The 21,287-nt window shown below is 34.0% G+C and carries 21 protein-coding genes; 4 read left to right on the top strand and 17 right to left on the bottom strand.

Features of this window, described 5'->3' with window-relative positions:
* The first annotated feature begins 44 nt into the window (after positions 1 to 44).
* Positions 45 to 827 (top strand): MerR family transcriptional regulator, encoded by a 783-nt coding sequence (locus ACYSNU_RS00525; RefSeq protein ID WP_461735304.1) that lies wholly within the window; start codon positions 45 to 47, stop codon positions 825 to 827.
* 204 nt (positions 828 to 1,031) lie between these two features.
* Complete coding sequence (locus ACYSNU_RS00520) at positions 1,032 to 1,349, top strand: antibiotic biosynthesis monooxygenase family protein (RefSeq protein WP_461735303.1); 318 nt, start codon at positions 1,032 to 1,034, stop codon at positions 1,347 to 1,349.
* An 823-nt stretch (positions 1,350 to 2,172) separates the two neighbouring features.
* Here ACYSNU_RS00520 and ACYSNU_RS00515 read toward each other — a convergent pair.
* The 12 genes from ACYSNU_RS00515 to ACYSNU_RS00460 form a co-directional block, all read right to left on the bottom strand.
* Positions 2,173 to 3,171, bottom strand: a complete 999-nt coding sequence (locus ACYSNU_RS00515) for an alpha/beta hydrolase (RefSeq protein ID WP_461735302.1) — start codon at positions 3,169 to 3,171, stop codon at positions 2,173 to 2,175.
* 129 nt (positions 3,172 to 3,300) lie between these two features.
* Positions 3,301 to 4,344 (bottom strand): GGDEF domain-containing protein, encoded by a 1,044-nt coding sequence (locus ACYSNU_RS00510; protein WP_461735301.1) that lies wholly within the window; start codon positions 4,342 to 4,344, stop codon positions 3,301 to 3,303.
* Positions 4,345 to 4,534: 190 nt separating this feature from the next.
* Positions 4,535 to 5,350: a signal peptidase I gene (gene lepB, locus ACYSNU_RS00505; protein WP_461735300.1), complete on the bottom strand. Its 816-nt coding sequence runs from the start codon at positions 5,348 to 5,350 to the stop codon at positions 4,535 to 4,537.
* Positions 5,351 to 5,352: 2 nt separating this feature from the next.
* Positions 5,353 to 6,036, bottom strand: coding sequence for a hypothetical protein (locus ACYSNU_RS00500; protein ID WP_461735299.1), 684 nt, complete (start codon positions 6,034 to 6,036; stop codon positions 5,353 to 5,355).
* Positions 6,037 to 6,060: 24 nt separating this feature from the next.
* On the bottom strand, positions 6,061 to 7,182 hold the full coding sequence (locus ACYSNU_RS00495; protein WP_461735298.1) for a DUF916 and DUF3324 domain-containing protein: 1,122 nt from the start codon (positions 7,180 to 7,182) through the stop codon (positions 6,061 to 6,063).
* A gap of 130 nt (positions 7,183 to 7,312) precedes the next feature.
* Complete coding sequence (locus tag ACYSNU_RS00490) at positions 7,313 to 8,128, bottom strand: WxL domain-containing protein (RefSeq protein WP_461735297.1); 816 nt, start codon at positions 8,126 to 8,128, stop codon at positions 7,313 to 7,315.
* 69 nt (positions 8,129 to 8,197) lie between these two features.
* Positions 8,198 to 9,010 carry a WxL domain-containing protein gene (locus tag ACYSNU_RS00485; protein ID WP_461735296.1) on the bottom strand — a complete coding sequence of 271 codons (813 nt, stop codon included), beginning with the start codon at positions 9,008 to 9,010 and terminating at the stop codon, positions 8,198 to 8,200.
* Positions 9,007 to 9,348 carry an LPXTG cell wall anchor domain-containing protein gene (locus ACYSNU_RS00480; protein ID WP_461735295.1) on the bottom strand — a complete coding sequence of 114 codons (342 nt, stop codon included), beginning with the start codon at positions 9,346 to 9,348 and terminating at the stop codon, positions 9,007 to 9,009. Before ACYSNU_RS00480 ends, ACYSNU_RS00485 begins: the two co-directional genes overlap by 4 nt.
* Before the next feature lie 18 nt (positions 9,349 to 9,366).
* Positions 9,367 to 12,432: a hypothetical protein gene (locus ACYSNU_RS00475; protein ID WP_461735748.1), complete on the bottom strand. Its 3,066-nt coding sequence runs from the start codon at positions 12,430 to 12,432 to the stop codon at positions 9,367 to 9,369.
* Between the two features lie 150 nt (positions 12,433 to 12,582).
* Positions 12,583 to 13,269 (bottom strand): winged helix-turn-helix domain-containing protein, encoded by a 687-nt coding sequence (locus ACYSNU_RS00470; protein WP_461735294.1) that lies wholly within the window; start codon positions 13,267 to 13,269, stop codon positions 12,583 to 12,585.
* A gap of 234 nt (positions 13,270 to 13,503) precedes the next feature.
* Complete coding sequence (locus ACYSNU_RS00465) at positions 13,504 to 14,130, bottom strand: site-specific integrase (RefSeq protein WP_461735293.1); 627 nt, start codon at positions 14,128 to 14,130, stop codon at positions 13,504 to 13,506.
* Positions 14,131 to 14,198: 68 nt separating this feature from the next.
* Positions 14,199 to 14,630 (bottom strand): tyrosine-type recombinase/integrase, encoded by a 432-nt coding sequence (locus tag ACYSNU_RS00460; RefSeq protein WP_461735292.1) that lies wholly within the window; start codon positions 14,628 to 14,630, stop codon positions 14,199 to 14,201.
* Positions 14,631 to 15,112: 482 nt separating this feature from the next.
* Between ACYSNU_RS00460 and ACYSNU_RS00455 the strand changes: the two genes are divergently transcribed.
* Together ACYSNU_RS00455 and ACYSNU_RS00450 are read left to right on the top strand one after the other, a co-directional pair.
* Entirely contained in the window at positions 15,113 to 15,871 is a 759-nt protein-coding gene (locus tag ACYSNU_RS00455) for a LytR/AlgR family response regulator transcription factor (RefSeq protein WP_461735291.1), read from the top strand.
* A gap of 28 nt (positions 15,872 to 15,899) precedes the next feature.
* Positions 15,900 to 17,183 (top strand): GHKL domain-containing protein, encoded by a 1,284-nt coding sequence (locus tag ACYSNU_RS00450; protein ID WP_461735290.1) that lies wholly within the window; start codon positions 15,900 to 15,902, stop codon positions 17,181 to 17,183.
* 320 nt (positions 17,184 to 17,503) lie between these two features.
* On the opposite strand, the gene ACYSNU_RS00445 is transcribed toward ACYSNU_RS00450, so the two are convergent.
* The 5 genes from ACYSNU_RS00445 to ACYSNU_RS00425 form a co-directional block, all read right to left on the bottom strand.
* Complete coding sequence (locus ACYSNU_RS00445; protein WP_461735289.1) at positions 17,504 to 18,280, bottom strand: TraX family protein; 777 nt, start codon at positions 18,278 to 18,280, stop codon at positions 17,504 to 17,506.
* 252 nt (positions 18,281 to 18,532) lie between these two features.
* Complete coding sequence (locus ACYSNU_RS00440; RefSeq protein ID WP_461735288.1) at positions 18,533 to 19,657, bottom strand: DUF916 and DUF3324 domain-containing protein; 1,125 nt, start codon at positions 19,655 to 19,657, stop codon at positions 18,533 to 18,535.
* Positions 19,658 to 19,750: 93 nt separating this feature from the next.
* The gene (locus ACYSNU_RS00435) at positions 19,751 to 20,404 is read right to left on the bottom strand and encodes a hypothetical protein (protein ID WP_461735287.1); all 654 of its coding nucleotides are present in this window, start codon (positions 20,402 to 20,404) and stop codon (positions 19,751 to 19,753) included.
* Between the two features lie 50 nt (positions 20,405 to 20,454).
* Complete coding sequence (locus ACYSNU_RS00430; RefSeq protein WP_461735286.1) at positions 20,455 to 21,000, bottom strand: WxL domain-containing protein; 546 nt, start codon at positions 20,998 to 21,000, stop codon at positions 20,455 to 20,457.
* Positions 20,997 to 21,275 (bottom strand): LPXTG cell wall anchor domain-containing protein, encoded by a 279-nt coding sequence (locus ACYSNU_RS00425; RefSeq protein ID WP_461735285.1) that lies wholly within the window; start codon positions 21,273 to 21,275, stop codon positions 20,997 to 20,999. The genes ACYSNU_RS00430 and ACYSNU_RS00425 overlap by 4 nt, the downstream gene beginning before the upstream one ends.
* Positions 21,276 to 21,287 lie beyond the last annotated feature (12 nt).

The following is a 21,287-nucleotide window of genomic DNA, read 5'->3' as shown; positions in this document are numbered from 1 at the left end:
TAGTTTAATCTGTATAGTAACTATACAGTCAAGGAGAATTTGTTATGGATAGTACTTTATTAACCATTAGCGAGTTTGCATCATTTTCTGGAGTTCCAAGGAAGACCTTAATATTTTATGACAATCAAAATATTCTTAAACCAGCGAAAAAAACAGATAAAGGTTATCGATTTTACGAAAAAAATCAAATATATCTACTTCAATCTATAAAATTGTTACAGGCTTTGGATTATTCATTGGCAGACATTGTTAGTATTTTAGACAAGGAGGTTAAGTGGGATTATGAAGAACTTTTAGACTCACAATTGAAAGTAATTGCGAAAAAAAAAGTTCAATTAGACAAGTGGGAAAGGATGATCTATCATCAAAAAGAGCTATTTAGTTCATCAATGCCCGATTTAGATTTTCCAATAATAAGGGAAGAAACAGTTCCTATTAAATTTTCGCCTTTAAAAACTTATAATCCTAAGAAAATGAGGCTATCTGAGACATTCCATATTTTTTCTAAACACTATTCTCCCGACTTTTTTTTAGAAGACAATCGTGCCATGATTTATACGAGCAATGGTACATGGAATTTCAGCTTTTTCAATTCAGGCAAAGTGGTAGAACAACTTCGCAAAGATTGTGTTGTTGTATTCTCTGATAAAATATCATATTCCCAAGATGTATTTAATTCTTTAGAAAATACGTTTAAAGAATCTTTAAACGTATTAGTTGAAAAAAAATTCTTTATTGAACTTTTTTTTACAAACAATCGACCAGTGAATAGCAGAAGCTTTATATATAAATTTACTTTTCCTATACATGAGAAGTTAAAAAATTAGGTAGCTTTACAATTAAATAATGTATAAATACTAATTATTAGTCTGTGAAATACGTCGTTCACAGACTAATATACAACGCAGTTGGTTTTCAGTTTCACAATACATTTTGACTTTCTTTTGTTTATTTCAATTTATTATTGTTCCATTCAATGAAAACGATTATCATAGAAACTAACTTGATAATCTGAAGGGAGAAAAAAAATTATGAGTAAAATTGTTTTTTTCAATTCTTATAAGCTAAAAGAGGATGTCAATATTTCTGAATTTCTACTAGCGGTTGAAAATTTAAACGAAAATCATATCTCTAAACAACAAGGTTATATTTCATTCGAATTATTTTCAGACAATGATACATGGGCTGACGCAACTACTTTTGAGACAATGGAAGATTCAAAAAACTTCACAAAAGCTGTTGACCAAAGTGGAACCGCTAAGAAATTTTACTCATTTTTAAATCTAAACAGTTGTAAAAGTATTTTTTATAAAACTGAAAAGTCTTTCTCTTCATTAAAACCTAATTAATTGTTATCACTATACTTAACAGGCCTGCTATGTTATTGGGTAGGCTATTTTTTTGAATATTTTTAATAGCGATTCTATGGTCTCTTGGTTAAAGGTATCTATAATACCTGATTTTAACAAAATTCGTCTTTGATCCACTAAACCCTTCAAAAAAAGTAACCCACATAAAATCAACTGAATGATTGAAGCCGGAAGTACACCTACAAGGTCATACAACCAACTAATAAATCTAGAAACTTGAAAACTGTACGGTAAATTATTTGTTAAATATAAGACCATAATGAGACCAGCTCCTAAAAACCATAAAACTGAAAAAAATAATTGAACGCACTTAGTTGATGTCTTTTTATTTTTAGATTCCATCCTAAATCACTACCTTTCTTTTGAGTCAATGAATAATAAAAAAATAGATATAGCATCCTATAGATAATTTATTATGAATCATAAGTCACTTTTTTTACTTTGGCTATCTTGTACAGAGTATGGACTATCTTCATACGTCAAACCAGGGGCGTACCTTCAAATTAAAGCTGCTTTAGTCGGAACTTAATTAAATATATTTCCTTGCCAATAGTTCTCAATGTCTTGAAGCATCAATTGTGGGCTAGAAAAAAATACTCATAATCTTCAAAGATTCTAAGGAATCATTAATTCTTCTCGCTTCTATTTATTATAGTGACCTGTTTAAGAAATTGAAGCGCTTTATTAATAAAATAATTTTATAGAATGTTATGTAGTAAAAGAAATCACATTGTACAAAATCACAAATTAGAAGTATATCAGTTATTCTTTAAAAAATTATTTCTTGTATATACGAAAATTACTAATTATTATAATTCAAAAAATCTAAAGACTGAAAAATGGCCTTTTTTGAAGCTTCACTCGCCATATTCAATTGATAGCCATGGCCTACCTTTTCCTGTGAATCAAAAAACAACTCTTGAACAGGTATATTTTGCTCTTCTAGTTGATGGATATAATTTTTTGCTTGCTCAGTAAATGTCTGAGTATTACCATCAGTAATAAACATTGGCGGAAAATCATAGCTCATAAAGTTATTTAGGTTTAAGCTTTCACCTAACTCTCGATCGTTTTTCCAATTCTTTTCACCAGTCAGTCCCCATCCCAATTTTGCCATAATATAATTTTCGAAAACATTCCCTTCGAATGATTGAAATGCAGATAAATCATAGACAGCACTGTATAGAAGGATACTCTTGATATTCATATTTTTGACCGTGTCAATCTCTAGTTCTTCTGCATATCCTTTGTCATAATAGGCTGAGAGCAATTGTAAAACTAGAAAACCTCCAGCAGAAGAACCTGCAAGATTAATCTTGCTTGTATCAAATGAATACTTATCTGCGTTCTCCACAATAAATTTGAAAGCTTCATTCACTTGTTTTATTTGGTCAAAAACAGTTGCATTGGGTACAAGGTTATAGTCAATACTTACGAAAGCATATTGACTATCCGAAAGTGTGGGGCCAAAATATTTTGCCATCTCCTTTTCACCTTTAAAAAAACCTCCACCATGAACAAAAAATATCACAGGGAATTTTTCTGTAGACAGTTTTGGAAAATAGATATCCAAACTGCTATTAGGATAATTTTCAGAATATAAAATATTTTGTTCAACTGTAATGCTACTTTCTATAGTCGAATAGTTCTCCGGTTTTGTTAGATTTGCTTCAACAGGTACTAAATTTGCCAATGTAAACAATGGACCTGGCGTAAAATAAAGTATTCCAAAACAGATAACAATCAGCGTAAGAATCACTATAGTAATTCCTAATAAGATTTTTTTTACTATATTTCCCATAACGTTCTCCATAAAAACATTCTATAAAAGCACATAGGAATAGATAGTGCCTACTAGACCGCTTTTACGATAAATCCCATTAGCTTCTCTGACTATTTAGTTAGCTTTATAGGTATGTATACTAACCATTTAAAAAAAAATAATCTGATCTCTACCATTTCTTTTGGCACTATACATGGCCGAGTCTGCTCTAACCAATGTTTCACTCGAGCTCTCTAATAATTTCTTTTGAGTAACTCCTATTGAAACAGTAATTCGAATCTTCTCAATCTCCCCATAATCAATCTCTAAGTTCTTAATACTCTGCTCAATTTTATTGGCCAATGAAATAGCAGCGACGTAGTCTTCATTTTTAATAATGGCCACAAATTCTTCTCCACCAATGCGATAAAAATTAATTTGCTTATCTGAGAGGCTTATCATCACAGCAGCTGTTTCCTTCAAAATTTGGTCACCTATTTTATGACCATATGTGTCGTTGTATTTTTTAAAATAGTCAATATCAACCATGACAAGTGAATATTGAAATTTTACAACTTCTAAGCCATTAATATCCTTATGAAATTTCCGTACATTTCCCAGCTTTGTTAAATGATCTCTATCTGGTAATGAAAAAACTCTCTCGATATCCGCATAGATGAAGTATGTTATAAAACAAAGTATCAACCCAAAAACTAGAAATATCCCACTATACTGTAAAACTTGAACAATTCCATCTAAAAAAAATAGATTTGGTATCAAAAAAACTGCAATGATGTAGACTTGTAGAATAAGCAATTGAACTAAATCGGAAAAGTATTTTTTGATAAACGAAAAAAATGCTTGTAAGGAAACGATGAGAAATAGTCCAATTAAAAGAGGCATCCAAACAGACTGGTCAGCACTGTAAAAAAGTCTAGCAATCATAACTAATAAAATTGTAGGTAATGTAATTTCCCATCCCAAATATTTGATCAGAATTGCATACAATAAAAATCTAAAATCAACTCTAACATTCAGGAAAACGCTAGAGAAGTGTAGCATTACAATTCCAATGAGTGTTTCAAGTAAAATAAAAAGAACTATTTCTTTTTTTCGTGAAATAGATTCTAAATATACATAATTCTTCAAACGCATAATCAAATATATATTTAGACCAATAAGTCCTAAATTAGCAAAAATATTGACAAGCATGACAACCTCCACTTTTTGCACTACAGAATAAGCAAGGTTCTTATGCCCATAGCAGCAAAGTATTAATTGATGTTATCATCTAACACAAACAACTTCAAACAATCGATATTTTTTTGACAAAGGTCAGTAAGATTCTTTTTCATTCAGCAATTTTCTTCAATTAATCAGATAATCAAACTTGTCCTGACAATCAATATATAGAAAAATCATTAATTGGTAACAACTGCACTTTGACTATCCCAATGATTTGAGTTTCTTCAATAAATCCATAATCTCTACTATCCTCCGCCCACTCTCGATTATCCCCCAATACGAAATAGCAATTATCAGGAACGAATGGCTCCCCTGTCAGCACCTGCATTTTAAAATCTTTAGTATATTGCCCATTATTTCGCTGAGCTTCATTTATTAAGTCTATAATGTATGGCTCATCAATAATCTTATCATTTACATACAATACATCATCGGAGTATTCAATTCGATCACCTGGCAGGCCAATGACTCTTCGAACCTCTTGTTTATTCCGCCGTTCAAAAACAAGCAAGTCTAACCGCTTTATCTTATCAGTTTTTCGAGCAATTACTAAATCATCATCTCGTAAAGATGGCAACATACTGTAGCCATTAACTCGATTTATTGAAAAGAAAAAACTACTAATGACTATAGAAACAATCATCAAAATAAGGAAAATTAAACAGAAATCACAAATTTCTCGTATCATTTTTTTAAAAAAATTTTTTCTTCTAAAATTCTTTTTATGTTTGATCCCCCCCTTTTTTTTCTTTCTTAATGAGTCATGAGACAATTTTTTACAAGCTCTTTCATTTTGATTTCTTCTCTTATTTCTTGTGGTACCCGTTTTAAGACTTAAATTCCTTTTTTTAATAGTTACACTTTTCTTCTGTCTTATACTTGATGGTGCTTTTTTCTTTAAACCGCTACTTTTCCTTTTTTTTGAATGTTGTTTTTGCCGTCCTACTTTCTTAGGCAACACATTTTTCTGCAACGTTATTCTCCCTGACTAAATCCTTCAGCATCTAAAACTGTTTGATTAACTTTATAATAGTCAAATGCTGTTGTTTCATAAGTAATGGTGCGCTCGATATCATTTTTAAAATCGCCTACTAGCTGTGTATTTCCATAGAAATTATTGACTTCTAACGTTGCATTCATCCCTAACTCAGAGAGAGCAGCATAATAACGATTTAATGCACGCTGACCTTCAATCGTGTTCAAGGAACTGGCTTTTCTTGAAGAATAGCCAGCCAAATTAGTCGCTAAATAGCGAATATTTTGAACAGTCGCATCAGAATTCTCCTCTTGAGCAGCAGCCTTCTCTAGCTCTACCTGAAAATCTCGCAATAAGAAATATGCTCGCACGATGGCGTCCTCATCATCCGTTCCTAAATTAGTCGATTGATAAAAATTTGCATAAATGGTTCCAGCTCCGAGGCCACAGCCAAGCAATAAAGATAGAGCAAAAAAGAGCATCGCTCTTTTTCGTTTAAACCTAATTCTATCCCTTAGTCGTTGCCATCGTTTTCGTTTTATTCTATTTTTTGGAGGTCGTTTGGGTATTTTTTTCAATTTAAGGCTTTGTAAAATCACTTGGAATAAAAAGTAAAGTAAAATAATACTGCTAATTATCGTCGTCGCAACCCCACCAATAATCATCCACTCTAAGATTGTCATGTGTACTCCGCTCCTATAGTCACCTTATCTCGGTTTATTTTTAGTTTTCTTAGGGCGTTTCTTTTTAGTTACGACATTAATATTACGATGACTATTCTTTTTAATTTGCCTAATAACAAGAAAAATCACGATAACTGCCAATACGAAACTAACAACAATCATTGCAATTAATTTCCAATCAAGCCCTCGTTCCTGTGTAAGACCAACATCTCGTTCATTGTATTGGTTAGCATCCTCTACAGTGATTTCAAAATCCTCTGTAAACTCCCACGATTGATCGCCAACGTACACAAGCACATGAGCCGTATACATCCCTGCGGTCATAGAATCTCCTCCCATACTGATAGGATATTCAATAAAAGAGTACGGTGCCATCTGTAAAGAGGTGCTCCTAGATTCATACAGGACTTCACCACTACCCTGTTCAGAAATTTGTGCTTGTACAGTCATTCCAGTGACCATCTTCCCTTTAATATTTGAAAAATTAACAAAAATTGAATTTCTATAGTTTGCCTGCCCTGCATATGCGTTATTCCATGACATTTCAGGCAAAATCCCACTTACATCACCTTCCTGCAAAGCAATTGCAACGACATAAGCGTACCGATTTTTTACAACTGCTCCTTGGCCTGTAGTTCCTTTTGATTCATCTTCTGCTAAGATCATCTGCAAGCCACCTAAAATCAAACCTTCAAAAGTTGTCTCTGGCATTTGAACATTTAGTTCAACATCCTTAGTTTCTCCAGGAGCCAATTCAACAGAAGTGGGGCCTGTGACTAAATCAGTAAAACTAAAAGGCAAAGAAGCATCATTTTCAATTTCACTATTTGCATACTCAATAACGCCATTTCGATTCGTTTTTGCTCCATTCAATGCCATATTAACTGTAACTTTTTTTTCACCCGGATTGGATAATGTCACAATCAAAGTTTGCTGTTGGCTAGGTGCCATCATCAAATTAAAATAGCCACTATCTGCATTAATCTGATTTTCTGGCTCTTGAATTACATAAGTAAAACTCCCTCCTGAACTTTCAGAAGAGTCAGATGTTGCCAGTACTTCGTTAGACCAAATTAAGCTCGCTCCGAACAGAAATGAAATTGCCAATATCATTTTGAATAGAACCTTGCATGTGTCTTTAATCATCTCCAAAAAATCTCCTACTATAATATTTTATGTACAAAAATTGACGAAAGAAGTACAAGCTGATGAAAATGATTTCCATCAGCTTGTCAGAACTTCATTATCGTGTACCTTTAAATTTTGTTTATGCCAATTATGGATTCACGTTTGTATAGCCTGTAACAATACTCCAAGTAATTACCGCTTCATAATCACCCGTTAACATATTCGCAGCAGTTGTGTCTGGAATATTTAAAAATACAGAGTTTCCAGCAGTTGAAGTCGTAATACCTGCGTAATCTGTACTTTGACCATACTCAAGCATAAATTCGCCGCTACCTTCACCAGCATTGGCACTAGCAACATTTCTTGATACTCCGAATTCAAGATCAAAACTACCTAACATTGAGCTAGGGGCAGTTGCTTGCGTGTTACTCGGATTTGCAACAATTCCATTTGTGTAACTGATTGTAGAAGCTGTTAGTGTTTCTGTCGGCACTAATACACCATTACTATCAACTTGAGTAAATTGTTGAGTTAAATTGGCCGAGATAGTATATCCAGCACGGTTACCTCGAGCATCTTCAAATTGCACAAAATTTCCACGTTCAGTTTTTTTTGTTTCACCCGCAGGGTTTGTTGCATTTACAGCAATTGCTGCAGCCGCTTTTCTGATTCCCCTTTGGCCTGTTTTCACCTCTCCAAATTTAAGTGGAGAGACACGCTTAATTGCCAAATTTCCTGGATTAGGGTTAGGTGTAATTGGATCAACCGGGTCAATAATACCAGGGATTTCCGGATCGGGAATTGTTGGGTCTGTAGGGTCAATAGTTCCCCCTGTGATTTTTACAAATCCATCACCCGCATAAGATGGATCTGGTGTTGATGTAGCAGATGCTGCCGCCGGAAAAACTACCCCTGCCCCAATAGCTGCTACTAATGCCGCTGCACTTAACTTTCTAAGTTTCATTTTTTTTCCTCCTAAACATTTGTGTTTTTATACAAATGAGGTTTCCCTCAGTTTGCCAATATCAAAGTACTATTCGATTGGTCCGGCTGTTAATGTCCACGTTAAAGTCGTCGTATACTGAACCGGATAAATTTTTGTTGTGTCTGGAACAGACAATGAAATTGCAGAATTACTGTATGCTTGCTTATTAAAAGTAGAATCCATTACAGCATTACCAGTTGCATCAGTTAAAGCGGTCAATGTATTTTTTTGCTTAGAACCATTTTCTCCAGAAGCACCGAAGGCAATGGTCCATACTCCTGTTCCTTGACCAGCGGAAGCAGTAGCTACTGTATAAGCTGTCCTCATTTCGTTAATTGAAAGGGTTTCTCGGCTCACTGTCGGTAATCGTTCTAAATTATCTGCTGAGTTAGCCCATCCCTCATCAAAAGATAAAACAGCACCTTCCAGCTCTTTCTTATCCAAATCTTGAATAATTTTACTGTTAAACTGGCTATCTTGAGTAAGAGTCAGATTCCAACCATCTGCCGCTCTACGGCGATCTGTCACTTGGATATAATAACCTCTAGCAGAAGTCCCCTCATTGTGAAAAAGTTGTGCTAATGAAGAATAGCTTCGATTGGTTCCAGTAGTGCTGACAGAGCCAAAATTCAACTTAGACACAAAATCAATTCGAAGCTCTCCATCTGTCGATGGGCCAGGTCCAGGGTCTACCTCTTTTTCAGGGTTTTCTGGATCAACCGGATTAGTTACACCTGAATCTGTGACAGTGACACTACCTTGACCTGACCACTCGTTAGCATACGCAATATCGCTTCCAAAATAACAGCTAGTTCCTATTAGTATAAGGGTGACCTTTTTTAGAAATGATGTTATCTTCATGTATCCCCCTCCTTCTTTTTTCTTCTATATAGAAGAATCAAAAGAACAACCAATAATAGGACGCCTCCTAAAACACTAACATTGCGAATTGTTTCCCCTGTTTGCGGTAGCTTGCCTCCACCTTGAGTATTTGGTAATGTATCATTTGAACTTGAGCTAGTCGAACTAGAACTCGATGAGGTTGAGCTTGTTGAAGATGTTGTTGATTCCTCATAAAAAGTAATTTCTCCATCGTTTACGACTTGTCCACCAGCATTTGCTCCAACAAGCAAAGCACCACCAAAACTCCCGATTCCAATCACCCATAGTAAGAGGAGCACCTTTATTTTTTTTTTCATTTTTTCACTCCTCTATCCCTATGGGATTGCTTCAATTGACCAAGTAATCTCACCTGTAAAAGTACCTACATCGGTTATTTGAGTATTTGGTGGAGCATCATCAGCCAATCTGGCATTGGATGGATCTGCCAATAAAATGATTCCAGTCCGTTCAGTTGTAGTGGACCAAGTGTCAGAAAGAGCGAAAATCCCTGTCCCGGAGTCCTGTTGACGGAAAACTTCCTGAGCTTGTTCAGTTAAAACAACCTCATCAGTCGGATTATTACTAAGCCCTTTAACATATCGAACTGCATCACCTAGAATTGATCCTTCATCATTTTCCATTTCTTTTGTTAGTGTAGCTTTCACTACATAGCCATATTTGAGTCCTGCTCGAGTATCTGTAATGGTCAATCGATCACTGAGACTCGGATTCTCAACTCTCTGTGCACTTCCGTTATAAATCAAACTGCCAAAATTGATTTCTTTTGGATAAGAGCTGATAATCAATTGGCCTTTGACTTTATACTGAACCGTAACAGCCGCACTATTCAATTGAATGGCTGCTTCATTGTTTGGCGGTGTTATTGATTCATACCCAGCATTTTTGAGTTCTTGCACCTTTTCCTGAACGCCTGTATAAGCAGGATCTTTAAGATTAATCACATCTCCAATAAAAATGTCTGCTGGTATCGTTTGATTCTCACCAATCGTAATAGTATGCCCTGACATCACCTGATTCGTCTCATCCACAAACTCAACTGTCAGAATTGCTTTCGAGCCATAGTATAGATCAATGACCGTTCCATCTTTCACAGCAGTTCCAGATATATCGGTCAAAGAACCACTTATCAAATTCTTATTCACTTTAAAAAGTGCCAAATTTTGATTATTAAGCAAGTTACCTGATATTTCACTAATAATGGTTGAATAATCGTAGCCATCATCAGTATTCAAATAAAGAATAACTGGGTTGATACCATTGAAATTAGAATTAGCACTTTGGATAAAATCGTTATTTAGCGGCTGACCTTGATCATCTAAAAAGTTAAATGTTAAATCTGTTTTAATTGTCAATGAAGATCCGTTTGAAGTAGCTGGGTAACTGATCGTCCCTCTAATCCCATTCACCTTGTTGGTTGAATTAGTTGAAGCAACTCCTAGCGAGATATCCTTTTCTCCTTTAAGAAAAGTAGTCGGCTTAATTTTGTAAGTCAATGAAATCAAGTTGTTTCGAATGCTTCCTCCAAATAACTCTTTTAAGCTTGAATTATTTAAGTCATCATCAACTTTAAAATCAAGTGTATAACCCGAAGTACTTGTCCCTGTCCAAAGATCATCACTAAGTGTTTCAGACCCTTTAATCGTGTTTTTGTCATGCCCTTCGTAAACAATTAATTCTGTGCTACCAGCAACCAGTTCAAATCCAATTGGAATCGAATCTTTGATAGTATCCAAAACTGAAATCCCTGTTTGGGCAGATAAATCTATACTAATATCAATACTGTCATTTACTTTTGGATTGCTATCGCTAGCTGACTTCGCTAAGTTAATACCATCAGGAAAGACTGTAACATTCGTCTCTCCAGCATTAAATGCAGTAGAGTACGTACTCGATACTTCAACATCATTAATAAACTCCGTTGTATCTTGACCAACTTGAACTTGATAGGTATAACTAAATTTTTCTCCAACTTTAAAAGAGTTAACTGAATCAGTAAAAGTAAATTCTTCATTGGCCGTGCTTATCGTAGGTGTTGTGAAACCAGTATGGGTACTGCTGTACTTAAAACTACCATTAACATAATTTACAGTTGCCAAATCCTCTTTGATCTTCGTGTTCGTTAATGGGATTTTTTTCTTGTTAATATTTGAATTTTCGACCGTGACAGTGTATTCCAAGATTTCTCCTGGTTTCGCTACAGCAAATGTGTCAAATGAGCCACTCGTAGAAACATTGCGCACTTTGCGATCAACCACTATATCTGGTTCATTTGGCAGTTTAGTAATCATGACACCCGCTGGCGTTTGGCCAGTTCCGTTGGATCCAGTGAAGCCCCAATAGACTTCCCGATTCCCCAAACCAAATGCACCACCGCTATTAAACTCAGAGCCAAATGTTTTATCAATGTTTATATCAGACCAAGTCTGAGTGTTATACTCATACAGTGGATCACCTTCAAAGTTTGCATTATAAATTGGGCCCCAAGTGTAGCTTAAACTGCCTGTATCATCTGCTGTATACGTTCCAGAAGTGTTATTTGGCATCCAGCGAACGTTTAACTTTACCCATCTGCCAAACCAAGCATTTCCCTCAGTTCTTGTAGCAACTTGCACCGGACTCCTATGCATAAAGTCGGTAATTGTTTCGTTTATCGGCCGAGCAGTATTGCTACTACTCCAGCGGTTTCCTCTTGTAGCGGTTGTTGACATTGCTGCATGAGGCCACCCTAAATGTGTACTATCTATTGTCAATCCTCTGTTGGTCTGACCACTTGGAGCATAGGTACTATAATCCAGTCCGTACGAACCACTGTTATAGTTTGTATCCAATTCGACAGTTAAAGCATTATAAATCATGTTAACTGTCCCTCTGGCTGCGGGATATATCCCCATAGAGCCGATATTACCACTGCTAGTAAAACCACCCATGGCTTCAGTACCTTGTGGATCATTTTGTAAAACGAACGCCAAACCATCCCCAACCCCCGTTGAGGATGCACCCGTATTCGACAAGTAAACATAGGCTTCAAATTCGAAAGGCTGATTTAAATCTAGTTTTTGGTTATACCACAGTGCGGATTTCTGTCCGACTCGGGTACCATTATATAAAACAGCAACATTATCTCTAGTATTACTAATATAAGCAAAATTTGCTGCGGCCCCAGTACCCTGATAGGTACCTGGTAGATTAAAAGCATCTAGTACATTTACCCGACTGCCAACTGCATCTGGTGGTGTTACAGCCTGAGTAAAGGAATTCGGCTCAGTTCCTTTCGCTACATATGCCTTTGCGGACATAGCATTAGTAAGCATTAAACAAAGAAGAGCTGCCATCCCTAAAATATAAAATAATTTTTGCTGCCATTTTGTAAAGATTCTCATTTTATTCACTCTTCCCTCCCTAGTTTTGAATATCATTCTCCTTCCTTTGTAAAGTGAGCCCTTAAAATATCGTTGTCTTAGTTTGCCCAACAGCATCCCCCCTTCCAGCATCTTCCGTCTGTGTAAGTTCACAATCCTCATTTTGATGTGTTAAAAACTTTGAAAAAAGTCTTTCGAAAGAGCATATCCTTTCCTCCAATTTGTAATCAAATATGAGCTTTCTAAATTATTCTTTTCGATTTTTGTTCTTATTCGACTAATTATTTGTGACAATTGTGCTAGATTAGAAGCTTTGACCTCCCCCCATAGCTTGATAGATAAATCATCTCGAGTTATGAATGTCCCATTTAAAGAAGTTAAAATCTCAAAAATATCTTTTTCTTTTGCTGATAATGTAGATAAGAAAATGTCGAAATTTATAATCTTATTATTTTTTTCCAGATAAGCATCACTCGCAAAGTTATTGTCATAATTTGGATCTTTTTTTTCCGATAGTAATTCTCTTAAAATTTTGGTTGGACAATTCGCCCTGATTAAACCAGTTACTCCAACTCGTTTCCAACTTTCTGCATTTGGCTCTTCTTCATCAAAATCCTCTATTCGATAAAACTTAATTTTGTCGGAATTATCTTCTATAATAATTTTTGCTTCATCATCACAAATTGTTGAACTAATAAAGATTACTTCGAATAATGAAAAATATCTTGGCCCATATCCAAGTAAAATGCTCTCTAAAACATCTGTTGAGCAAAATACTTCATATCCTAAAGTCTTTAATTGCTGTTCTAATTGTGTTTCAGCCAATATATTCTTTGTGAGTATTAAAATTGACTTCAACCACATCTCCCCCTCCGTATTATTTAAGATTCACGAAACTATAATAAGAACCAAATTTTTATATTTTACAATTACAATTAAAAGTTATATTATAGTTGCTTGGACAGCTATGCTATTAATCCTTTGCATTAACATCTGTTATTTTTCTCAATTACCTTACAATTGAGAATTCAAAAATATTCGCCTTGATGAATCTGGCTTTCTTAATAACGACCATTTTTTTTGACGGCTTTTTTAATCAATTTGAAAAAGCTCATCGATTTTTGAGATTCCTTTGCGTCTTGTTTCCATTAGGGAACCAGCGTAGGTGTCTAATGTCATTTTTATTGAATGATGTCCTAAAATCTTACTTAAACTCGCAACGTCCATTCCCTGCTCTAAACATCTAGTAGCAAAGGTGTGTCGCAAAGAATGGAAATTAATATCTTGAAGTTTTGCCTCATTTAAACACTTTTTAAAACGATTGGTGATGGATCTCGGCTCAGTAAGGCCATTTTGTGAAGCTATCACATATTCCGATGTGGCAAAGCTTCTTTTATCCATAAGATAGTTTTTCAAATTTTTTGCAATAGGAATTTCTCGAATTGAGCTTTCTGATTTTGGACTTCCTATGATAAGTTTTGTTTTTGATTTTGTTGAATCAAGATTAAAAATTCTAGAGACCGTTCTTCTTATGTAAATTAGATCATCTTCAAAATCGATATCTGACCATCTTAGACCACTAATTTCGCCAATTCTCATACCAGAATACAAAGCAATTATGATTGGAGAATATTCCATTTTACTATGAGCGGTCTTTTCAAGTTTTTGCTGTTGTTTCGATGTTAAAGTCGGGACTTGGGTTTTCACTGTCTTAGGCAAAGGAATATCTTTGCATGGGCTTTCATGAAGATAACCTTGGCAAGCAGCATCCAATAAAGATTTTTTAACTAGATTAAAAATATTTCTAATCGTTCCTGCAGATAACTCTTTTTTTGTAATTCCACTAAAAAGGAGGTTATCATCTCGGCAGATAACTTTTTAAGGGGATAATTCCCTAATGATGGGCTAATATGTACTTCAATCAAACGAGTGTAAATTGATAAAGTTGTTTTTTTAACTCGAGTTATTTCAATATTATTAATCCAAAAAGATAACCAACTCGAATAGCTCTTGTAACTTTGTTTCAAATTGGGGCTAGCTTCTCTACTAATCTTTTCTGGTTCAGCTTTCTTTTCTATTAACTTTTTCTTTACGTCTTCATATTTTTTTCCATAAATTGAAGAATATCTTATCTTTCCAGAACTTGTTCTTGCGGAAATGTAACGTCCCTCCCAACGCCCATCTTTTCTCTTGTAGATGTTTTCTCCTTTTCTTACCATTGAAATCCTTCTTTCTATTGACGATGTTTTTGACGGCTATTTTATTAATTTAGTGCAAAAATCTTTATAAGTTGAGACTGATAAATAAAAATAGTTCAAATCCCATAATTATATTTGCATTTAAGGAAGTTTGTGCTATGATAATTATTGAAAACAGTTGTAATCAACTCGTCAAAAATTCTCAATTGTAAGGTAATTGAGAATTTAATTCTTAATATTCCACTAAAAATTTCTGATTGCCTTACTTCTTAAGTATATCGAGATTGGGCTTTTAAAGCGGTCCTTTCAAGTGCGATTTGAAGCCTTTCATTATCAAAACCAAATTTAAAACAAGCATAAAAGTTAGGACTGCTATCCTTACCTTTTATGCTTGTTTTGTTTAGAACAGTATTTATGATGAATAACCTTAACTAAAGCCAAGCTATCTCACTTGAAAATCTTCTCGAGTTATTATACTTTTTAGTCAAATAGGAGTGAAAAAAATGAAATATAACATCAATGTATTTGCCTTTGAAGATGAACTGTCTCATAAGAAAGCAATTTTTGAATCCATTTACAAATTTTCTAAAAATAGTCCCTACATTAATCTCGAAATTCAAGACAATGTTAATTACTTAAAACTTTATCACGATGATTCAAGCATAGCCTTCAAAGACAACGATATAGTTTTAATTGACATACATCTTAATACTAGTTTTACAGGAATAGAGTTGGCAAAAAAAATCAGAGAGAAAAATTCCAGACTTTTTATTCTATATTTAACCAGTGACGAAACATTGGTTTGGGATAGTATTAACACTCAAACTTATCCAACTGGCTACCTTGTAAAGGAAAGTGCTTCTCCCCCCGTATCTGACAACGTATTGTTTCCTTTTTTGAGAGATATCCAGAATATTATATTGAGAAGAATTGGAGACAAAAGCCTAGTTGAAATAAGAACGAGTAATCAAATAATACTCATAGATCCAATGAGAATTTATTATGTTGAAACCATTCCTGGCATTCCAAAAAAGACGGTGTTCGAAACGGTTGACAGTCAATTTACGGCGAATGAACGATTAAGTGATTTAAAACTGAAACTTGATTTTCCCTTTTTCTTTTTGAATCTTAAATCCTATATTATTAATACTTCTTTAATTGAATCCTTCAACAGAGTAGAAGAATCAATAACATTTAAAAATGGTAAAAAATTATTTTTAGGAAAAAAACAGATTACTAAAGTTAAAAATTCTATAAACTAAATCTTAAATCAGGAGGGATTCATTTTCTATGGCATATGCATCTATATTAAGATTAACGGTAATAATCCAACTCTTTATGTTGATTAGATGCGATTTTCAAAAAATTGTAAATAAAAGGCAAACTATTTTATTATGCCTATGCTTACTTTATGTCTTTTTGATCTCTTTTCTATCAATAGCCATTTGTCAGCTCTCTATCGTGTTATATACTTTGTTTAGATTTTGTATTATAAAACAGTCTTTTCAGTCCTGGCTTCCTTCAGCATTCTCTTTTCTTAGAAATAGCTTAACCCTTTCCATAACATGGTTATTAACTTATGATTTACCAAGATATTTTTTAGGAACAGAGTTCTATCAAAACAAGCTCATATTTTTAATTCTTGTAATTTCACAACTTATTTTGCTTACGCTCATTTCATTTTTAGCAAATTCTATTTATAAGCGGCTTAATCTAAGAAGGCTTTTTTCCGAAATCAAAAAAAAATATACTCATTTTGCGATTGGAAGTTTGCTAGTTTACGGAAGCTTATTTATGTTAAATCAATACTATCTATACACACTAGCGTATTCAGCTATTCTTTTGAGCTTTTTCCTATTGGTAGTTTGCTCTTTGTTTCTAGCCGCATTTATGGTAATCCTTGCGACCTTATATTCATCAGAACAACAAAAAAGCTACTTAAATACATCAATAGTATCAATTAATCAAAGCTATAATCAAATGCAAAATTTTAGACATGGCTACAAAAACATACTGATAAGCCTCTCCCATTATCTCGAAAAAGATGAACTGACCAACGCAAAATCTTACCTTCAAGAGATTATTCAGTATTCAAACAAAATTATTGATACAGATAATTATTCCCTTTTAACTAATCTAAATAATTATCCGTTGCAGGCTCTATTGATCTCTTTCATCAACAAGCTAGAGGAATCTCCATTTCAAATAGATTTTAACCTGAGTGTTGAAGAAGCTGACTATAAGATATTTTTCGAGCTGATTGATTTAGTAAGATGTCTATCTATTTTGCTAGATAACGCCTTCGAATCCATCGATCCAAGGGAAAAAAATTTGATCACTCTACAAATTTATCGAAAAGAAAAGAGAACTATTTTTGAACTCAAAAATACAGTTTTCGAAGATATTTCAGTCACCTCTACTCTAAAAAAAAATTTTTCGACAAAAAAAGGGCATTCTGGTAGAGGGTTATACTCATTGAATCAAATTATTTCCGATTACAGCAATATGGATTTTCAAATTGAAATTGTCGATAAAATGTTTTGTACAAAAATACTGTTAGAAACTGGCTACTAAGTATTTTTTGCTGACTTGATAATAATACAGTGATTACTGCTTTGGTCTCAACCATTCTCATTACACAGTGACATGGTATAAAAAATTACCACTAATAAAAAGAAGCTGCCTTTTTCAGGTAGCTTCTTTTTGGCGAGGTCTGTTAAGTGCATATTCTCTTATGCTTCACCCGAAAAAACTAATTTCTAATCTGCATACAACGATATAGCAACACATAGCTTCTTGAAAAAAGACATCCCCTTACCATCCACAGACTAAATTATTGTCAGCTAATGTCAGTTTTAAATAAAATTATCTTTAACTGATAGAGCGATCTATTTTTACTTCAAAAAATATTGTAATGCATAGATTACAATAAGATGAGCGGGATAAAAGTAATAAAATAGATTCTTCTCCCATTTTTTCCCTGATCCACCTTTTTTACCATTATATAAATAGATAAAAGGTAGGACCGAAAAAATCATAAACTCATTATCAAACGTTATCAAACTGTAAAATGTTCCAGGATAATCCTGCAAGTAAGTAAATACCATACTTGAGAATAGTAAGAGACTGAAGGCGATAATCCCAATAGAGATTCTCTTAAAGTTACCTCTAAAAAGGTAGAAGATGATTCCAATCACTATCTCATACGCTCCTCCTTCACTTATAAGTATTGGAATGAATAAGACAACTAGCACAAGAATATTACCAATTTTTGAGCCCGTAGAATGGAGTAGCCTGTCCAAAGCCCAGATAAAAGCAAAAAGTAACGCTAAAGTCATAAAGATGTTTTGACCTTGAAGGAGACTAAAGACATCAAAATCTCCGGTATATGGATTTTCAAAAGATGTTCCAATTAAAATATTTCTAATAATATTGATGAGGTGCATCAGTATTCCAGCTACAAAAAGTCGAATGAAATATTTCTTTTTATTCCTAGTATAAAAATAAGCTTCCACCATAAAAAAAACGAAAAGCGGTGCAACAAACCGGCCAAGTAAGGAAAACCATGCCGGAATTCCTAAGGCCGGCCCTAAATATGTAGTAACATGATCTACCACCATAAAGAAAAGAGCAATAATTTTTAATGAGAACCCTGATAACTTTTTCCCCATTTTAAAACCTTCTTTCATTTTGATTTTATAAAGAGTTAAACACAAAATTTGCAGAGATAACTCAATATTCTTAATGTAAACTATATAGCCAAATATTTTTTTGTATATAGGACTTTAGTAGGACTAGTTCGATATAGTTTATCCACACAATTATAAAAATATCGTAGTCAGTAGATTTTTTATAATACAACTAATTTGCTGTATGATGGCTCAATATTTAATAACTATTTCAAAAGAGAAACAATTTAAAAACTATTTAATCCGACCTTTTTTTGAAGGGCGGGATTCTTTTGTTTTAGGTCGAACAGGATTTTTTCTTTTACTTGGATACTTTTTCTTTTTCTTAAGTTGTCGCTTTTGTTGCTGTTTCTTTCTATTGTGCTTAATTAAGATGACTATCCCTCCGAAGAAAATCAAAGCAAAAAGAATTCCAATTATAACGTACAACATGATATTGTCTGTTTCTGTTGTGAACACTTGATTATTAACTTGCTGGGCTTGTTTGGTAGTAATATTAAAAATCTCATTAAAAACCCATTGGTTTCCTTGATTATCCTGAAGGGATAGCTCCAATAGATATTCTCCAGCCTGTAAAGGCTTTGTGGTACCAGTATCACCATTGAAAAAGAATACATCAAAAACAGATTCCGGGGCAACACTGCCATTAGTGATTTCCCTTGATAGCATCGGTGTATTAGAATTCTCTAGGTAAATATTACCCGTCATTGTGATATTTTTAATGGAAGTTGTAGTGGGATTTTCCAACTGTACCGTTATTGCTGCATTGTTTGTAACATTTTCAGGATTAATTCCTTTAAACACGATATCAGGAGTTACAGAATTATCGTTCTCAGACACTACTAAACCCAAAACATAATCATATTGACTGGATATTTGATTTTCGTTTTTATCTTCTTTGGAAAAATCTTTTTTTATATGTATACCAGCTAACTTAATACCATCAAATCCCTCTGATGGTACATTAATCTCGAAAGAAACCACACCAGCTTTTTGTGGTGGAATTTCTATCTCTTTAGGATATTGAATAAATTCTGAAATTGGCAGCTGATTTGGCGAGTTTTCAGGAATTTCTGAATTGCCATAATCAATTAACAGATTGCCATTTGTTTGTGCAGTATTCACTTCAACAAAATACTTTTGAGTTTCATCTGAAAAGTTATTCACTTGAACTTCAATGGTCTGTATTGAATTAGGTTCCATTCTCAAATCGAAATAAGAAAGCTCATTATTAACTTGATTTTCTGGTAAAATTGCTTTAATACTATAATCAACAGCGACTCCCCCAGTTGCAGCGACGGTTTGTACTGGGAGAAAAAACAAAACAAAAGCAATAATAAAAAAATGGGATTTCTTCAAATTACATCCTCCAAAAATAATTTTTCTAAATTTAAAAAAATAAGCTACGGCTAAAGTACTAAAGACTTCAGCCGTAGCTTTCGTTCAACCTACTTAAATAGCATTAATCGCTGTATAAGTGATGGTACCATTGTATGTTTTAGCTTCGATATTATTCGTAGCTAAAGTCAATTCTGGAGTCTCTAAGGTATAAGCTTTTGTTCCAACTGGAATTGTAGCTTCTTCGGTAATGACCGTTCCAGCAGCAGTTAGAACTTCAGTTGTCCCAATTTTTAAAGAACTACCAATTCCATCAAGTGTTGTCGCTTCTGCTTCAACTCTCCAAGCTGATGCCGCAATTGCTGCATCCCATTCTGCTGTAGCTGCAGCGATTTCATCATCAGTTGCTGTTTTCTCTACATCGGCTGCTACTTCGGCAATCTTGGCCTTTGCTGAAACAATACTCGCAGCACTAGGTCGAGCATCTTTGACAGTCATATCTTGATCATAAGTTCCTGTAAAAGTCGGATTCACACCAGCTAAGCTATCTAAGGTGTGTTCCCCAAAATCAATACTTGAAACCTCAACCAAATTGAAAGCTCCTGGGGAAAGTGGTAGGCCAGTTTCAGGATCAACTGCAAAATCTGTAATTCTTAATTGTGTTGTGCCATCCTGAGTACTTAAAGTTGTTTCATCAGCATGGACAGGGGTTGCCACCGCTAAGATTGCTAATCCAGCAATAAATGTAACGCCTAATTCTTTTTTCATGTTTGTTCCTCCGTGTATTTAAATATTTTTATCAAAAAAATGATAACAAGTTAAGTATCGGCATTGATTATTCGCCAATAGTATGTTGCTTGATATTTTCCAATCGCCGCATTTTCAGAAAAAGATAAGGTGATTTCTTCTTTTGGTATTCGATATTCAAGCCAGCCGCGACTATGTTCTGCTTGAGAAGTGAGAATCGTTTGATAGTCTTTTCCATTCTGATAAGAATAATTTTGAGCAATAAGACCATCTTTATTGTCTGTTTGAACTACTCCTGAACCTAACGAAAAATTTGCTAGTGGTAATGTATCAACTTGTTGATTTTCAAAATTACTGATTTTCAATTGTAAGCTCCAACTGCTAGATAATTGCCTCTGATCATAGATTTTAATTACTAAATCTTGAGCAGCTGTAAAATCTTGATTGCTTGCCCCTTGATTCTGTTTACCAAAGTCAAGATTATTGACTTCATAAATCCGTGGATTTTCCTCATCAAGTGGTAAAATTCTCAATGAGCTTTTACCTTCACTAGCGTGAGCAGTCAATGGGATAAAAAGAAGAATTAGAAAAATGATGCCATTTTTTGCTTTTTTCATTTATCACTACCTCGTTGATATTTTTTATGACCAATAAAAACGCAAAAACTTAAGGTAAATGCTCCTAAAAGTATTAGAGAATAATTTACTAGTTCATTGGTTTGAGGAAGTTTACCATGATTATCAAACAAATTATTTTTGTCATCAATTAATTCAATAGTTGCTTGGCTCTCAAAAGAATTCGAGGGATTTTCAGCTGCTGATACTTCGGCTATAGAAAATAAAATCATGACAAGGAGAAGGCCGCTGAAAACTAAATTTTTAAAATACTTCATAACTTCTCTCCT

This window comes from Enterococcus sp. LJL120 (assembly GCF_054871765.1).
The sequence above is the reverse complement of the archived record's forward strand: the minus strand, read 5'-3'. Positions and strand labels throughout refer to the sequence as shown.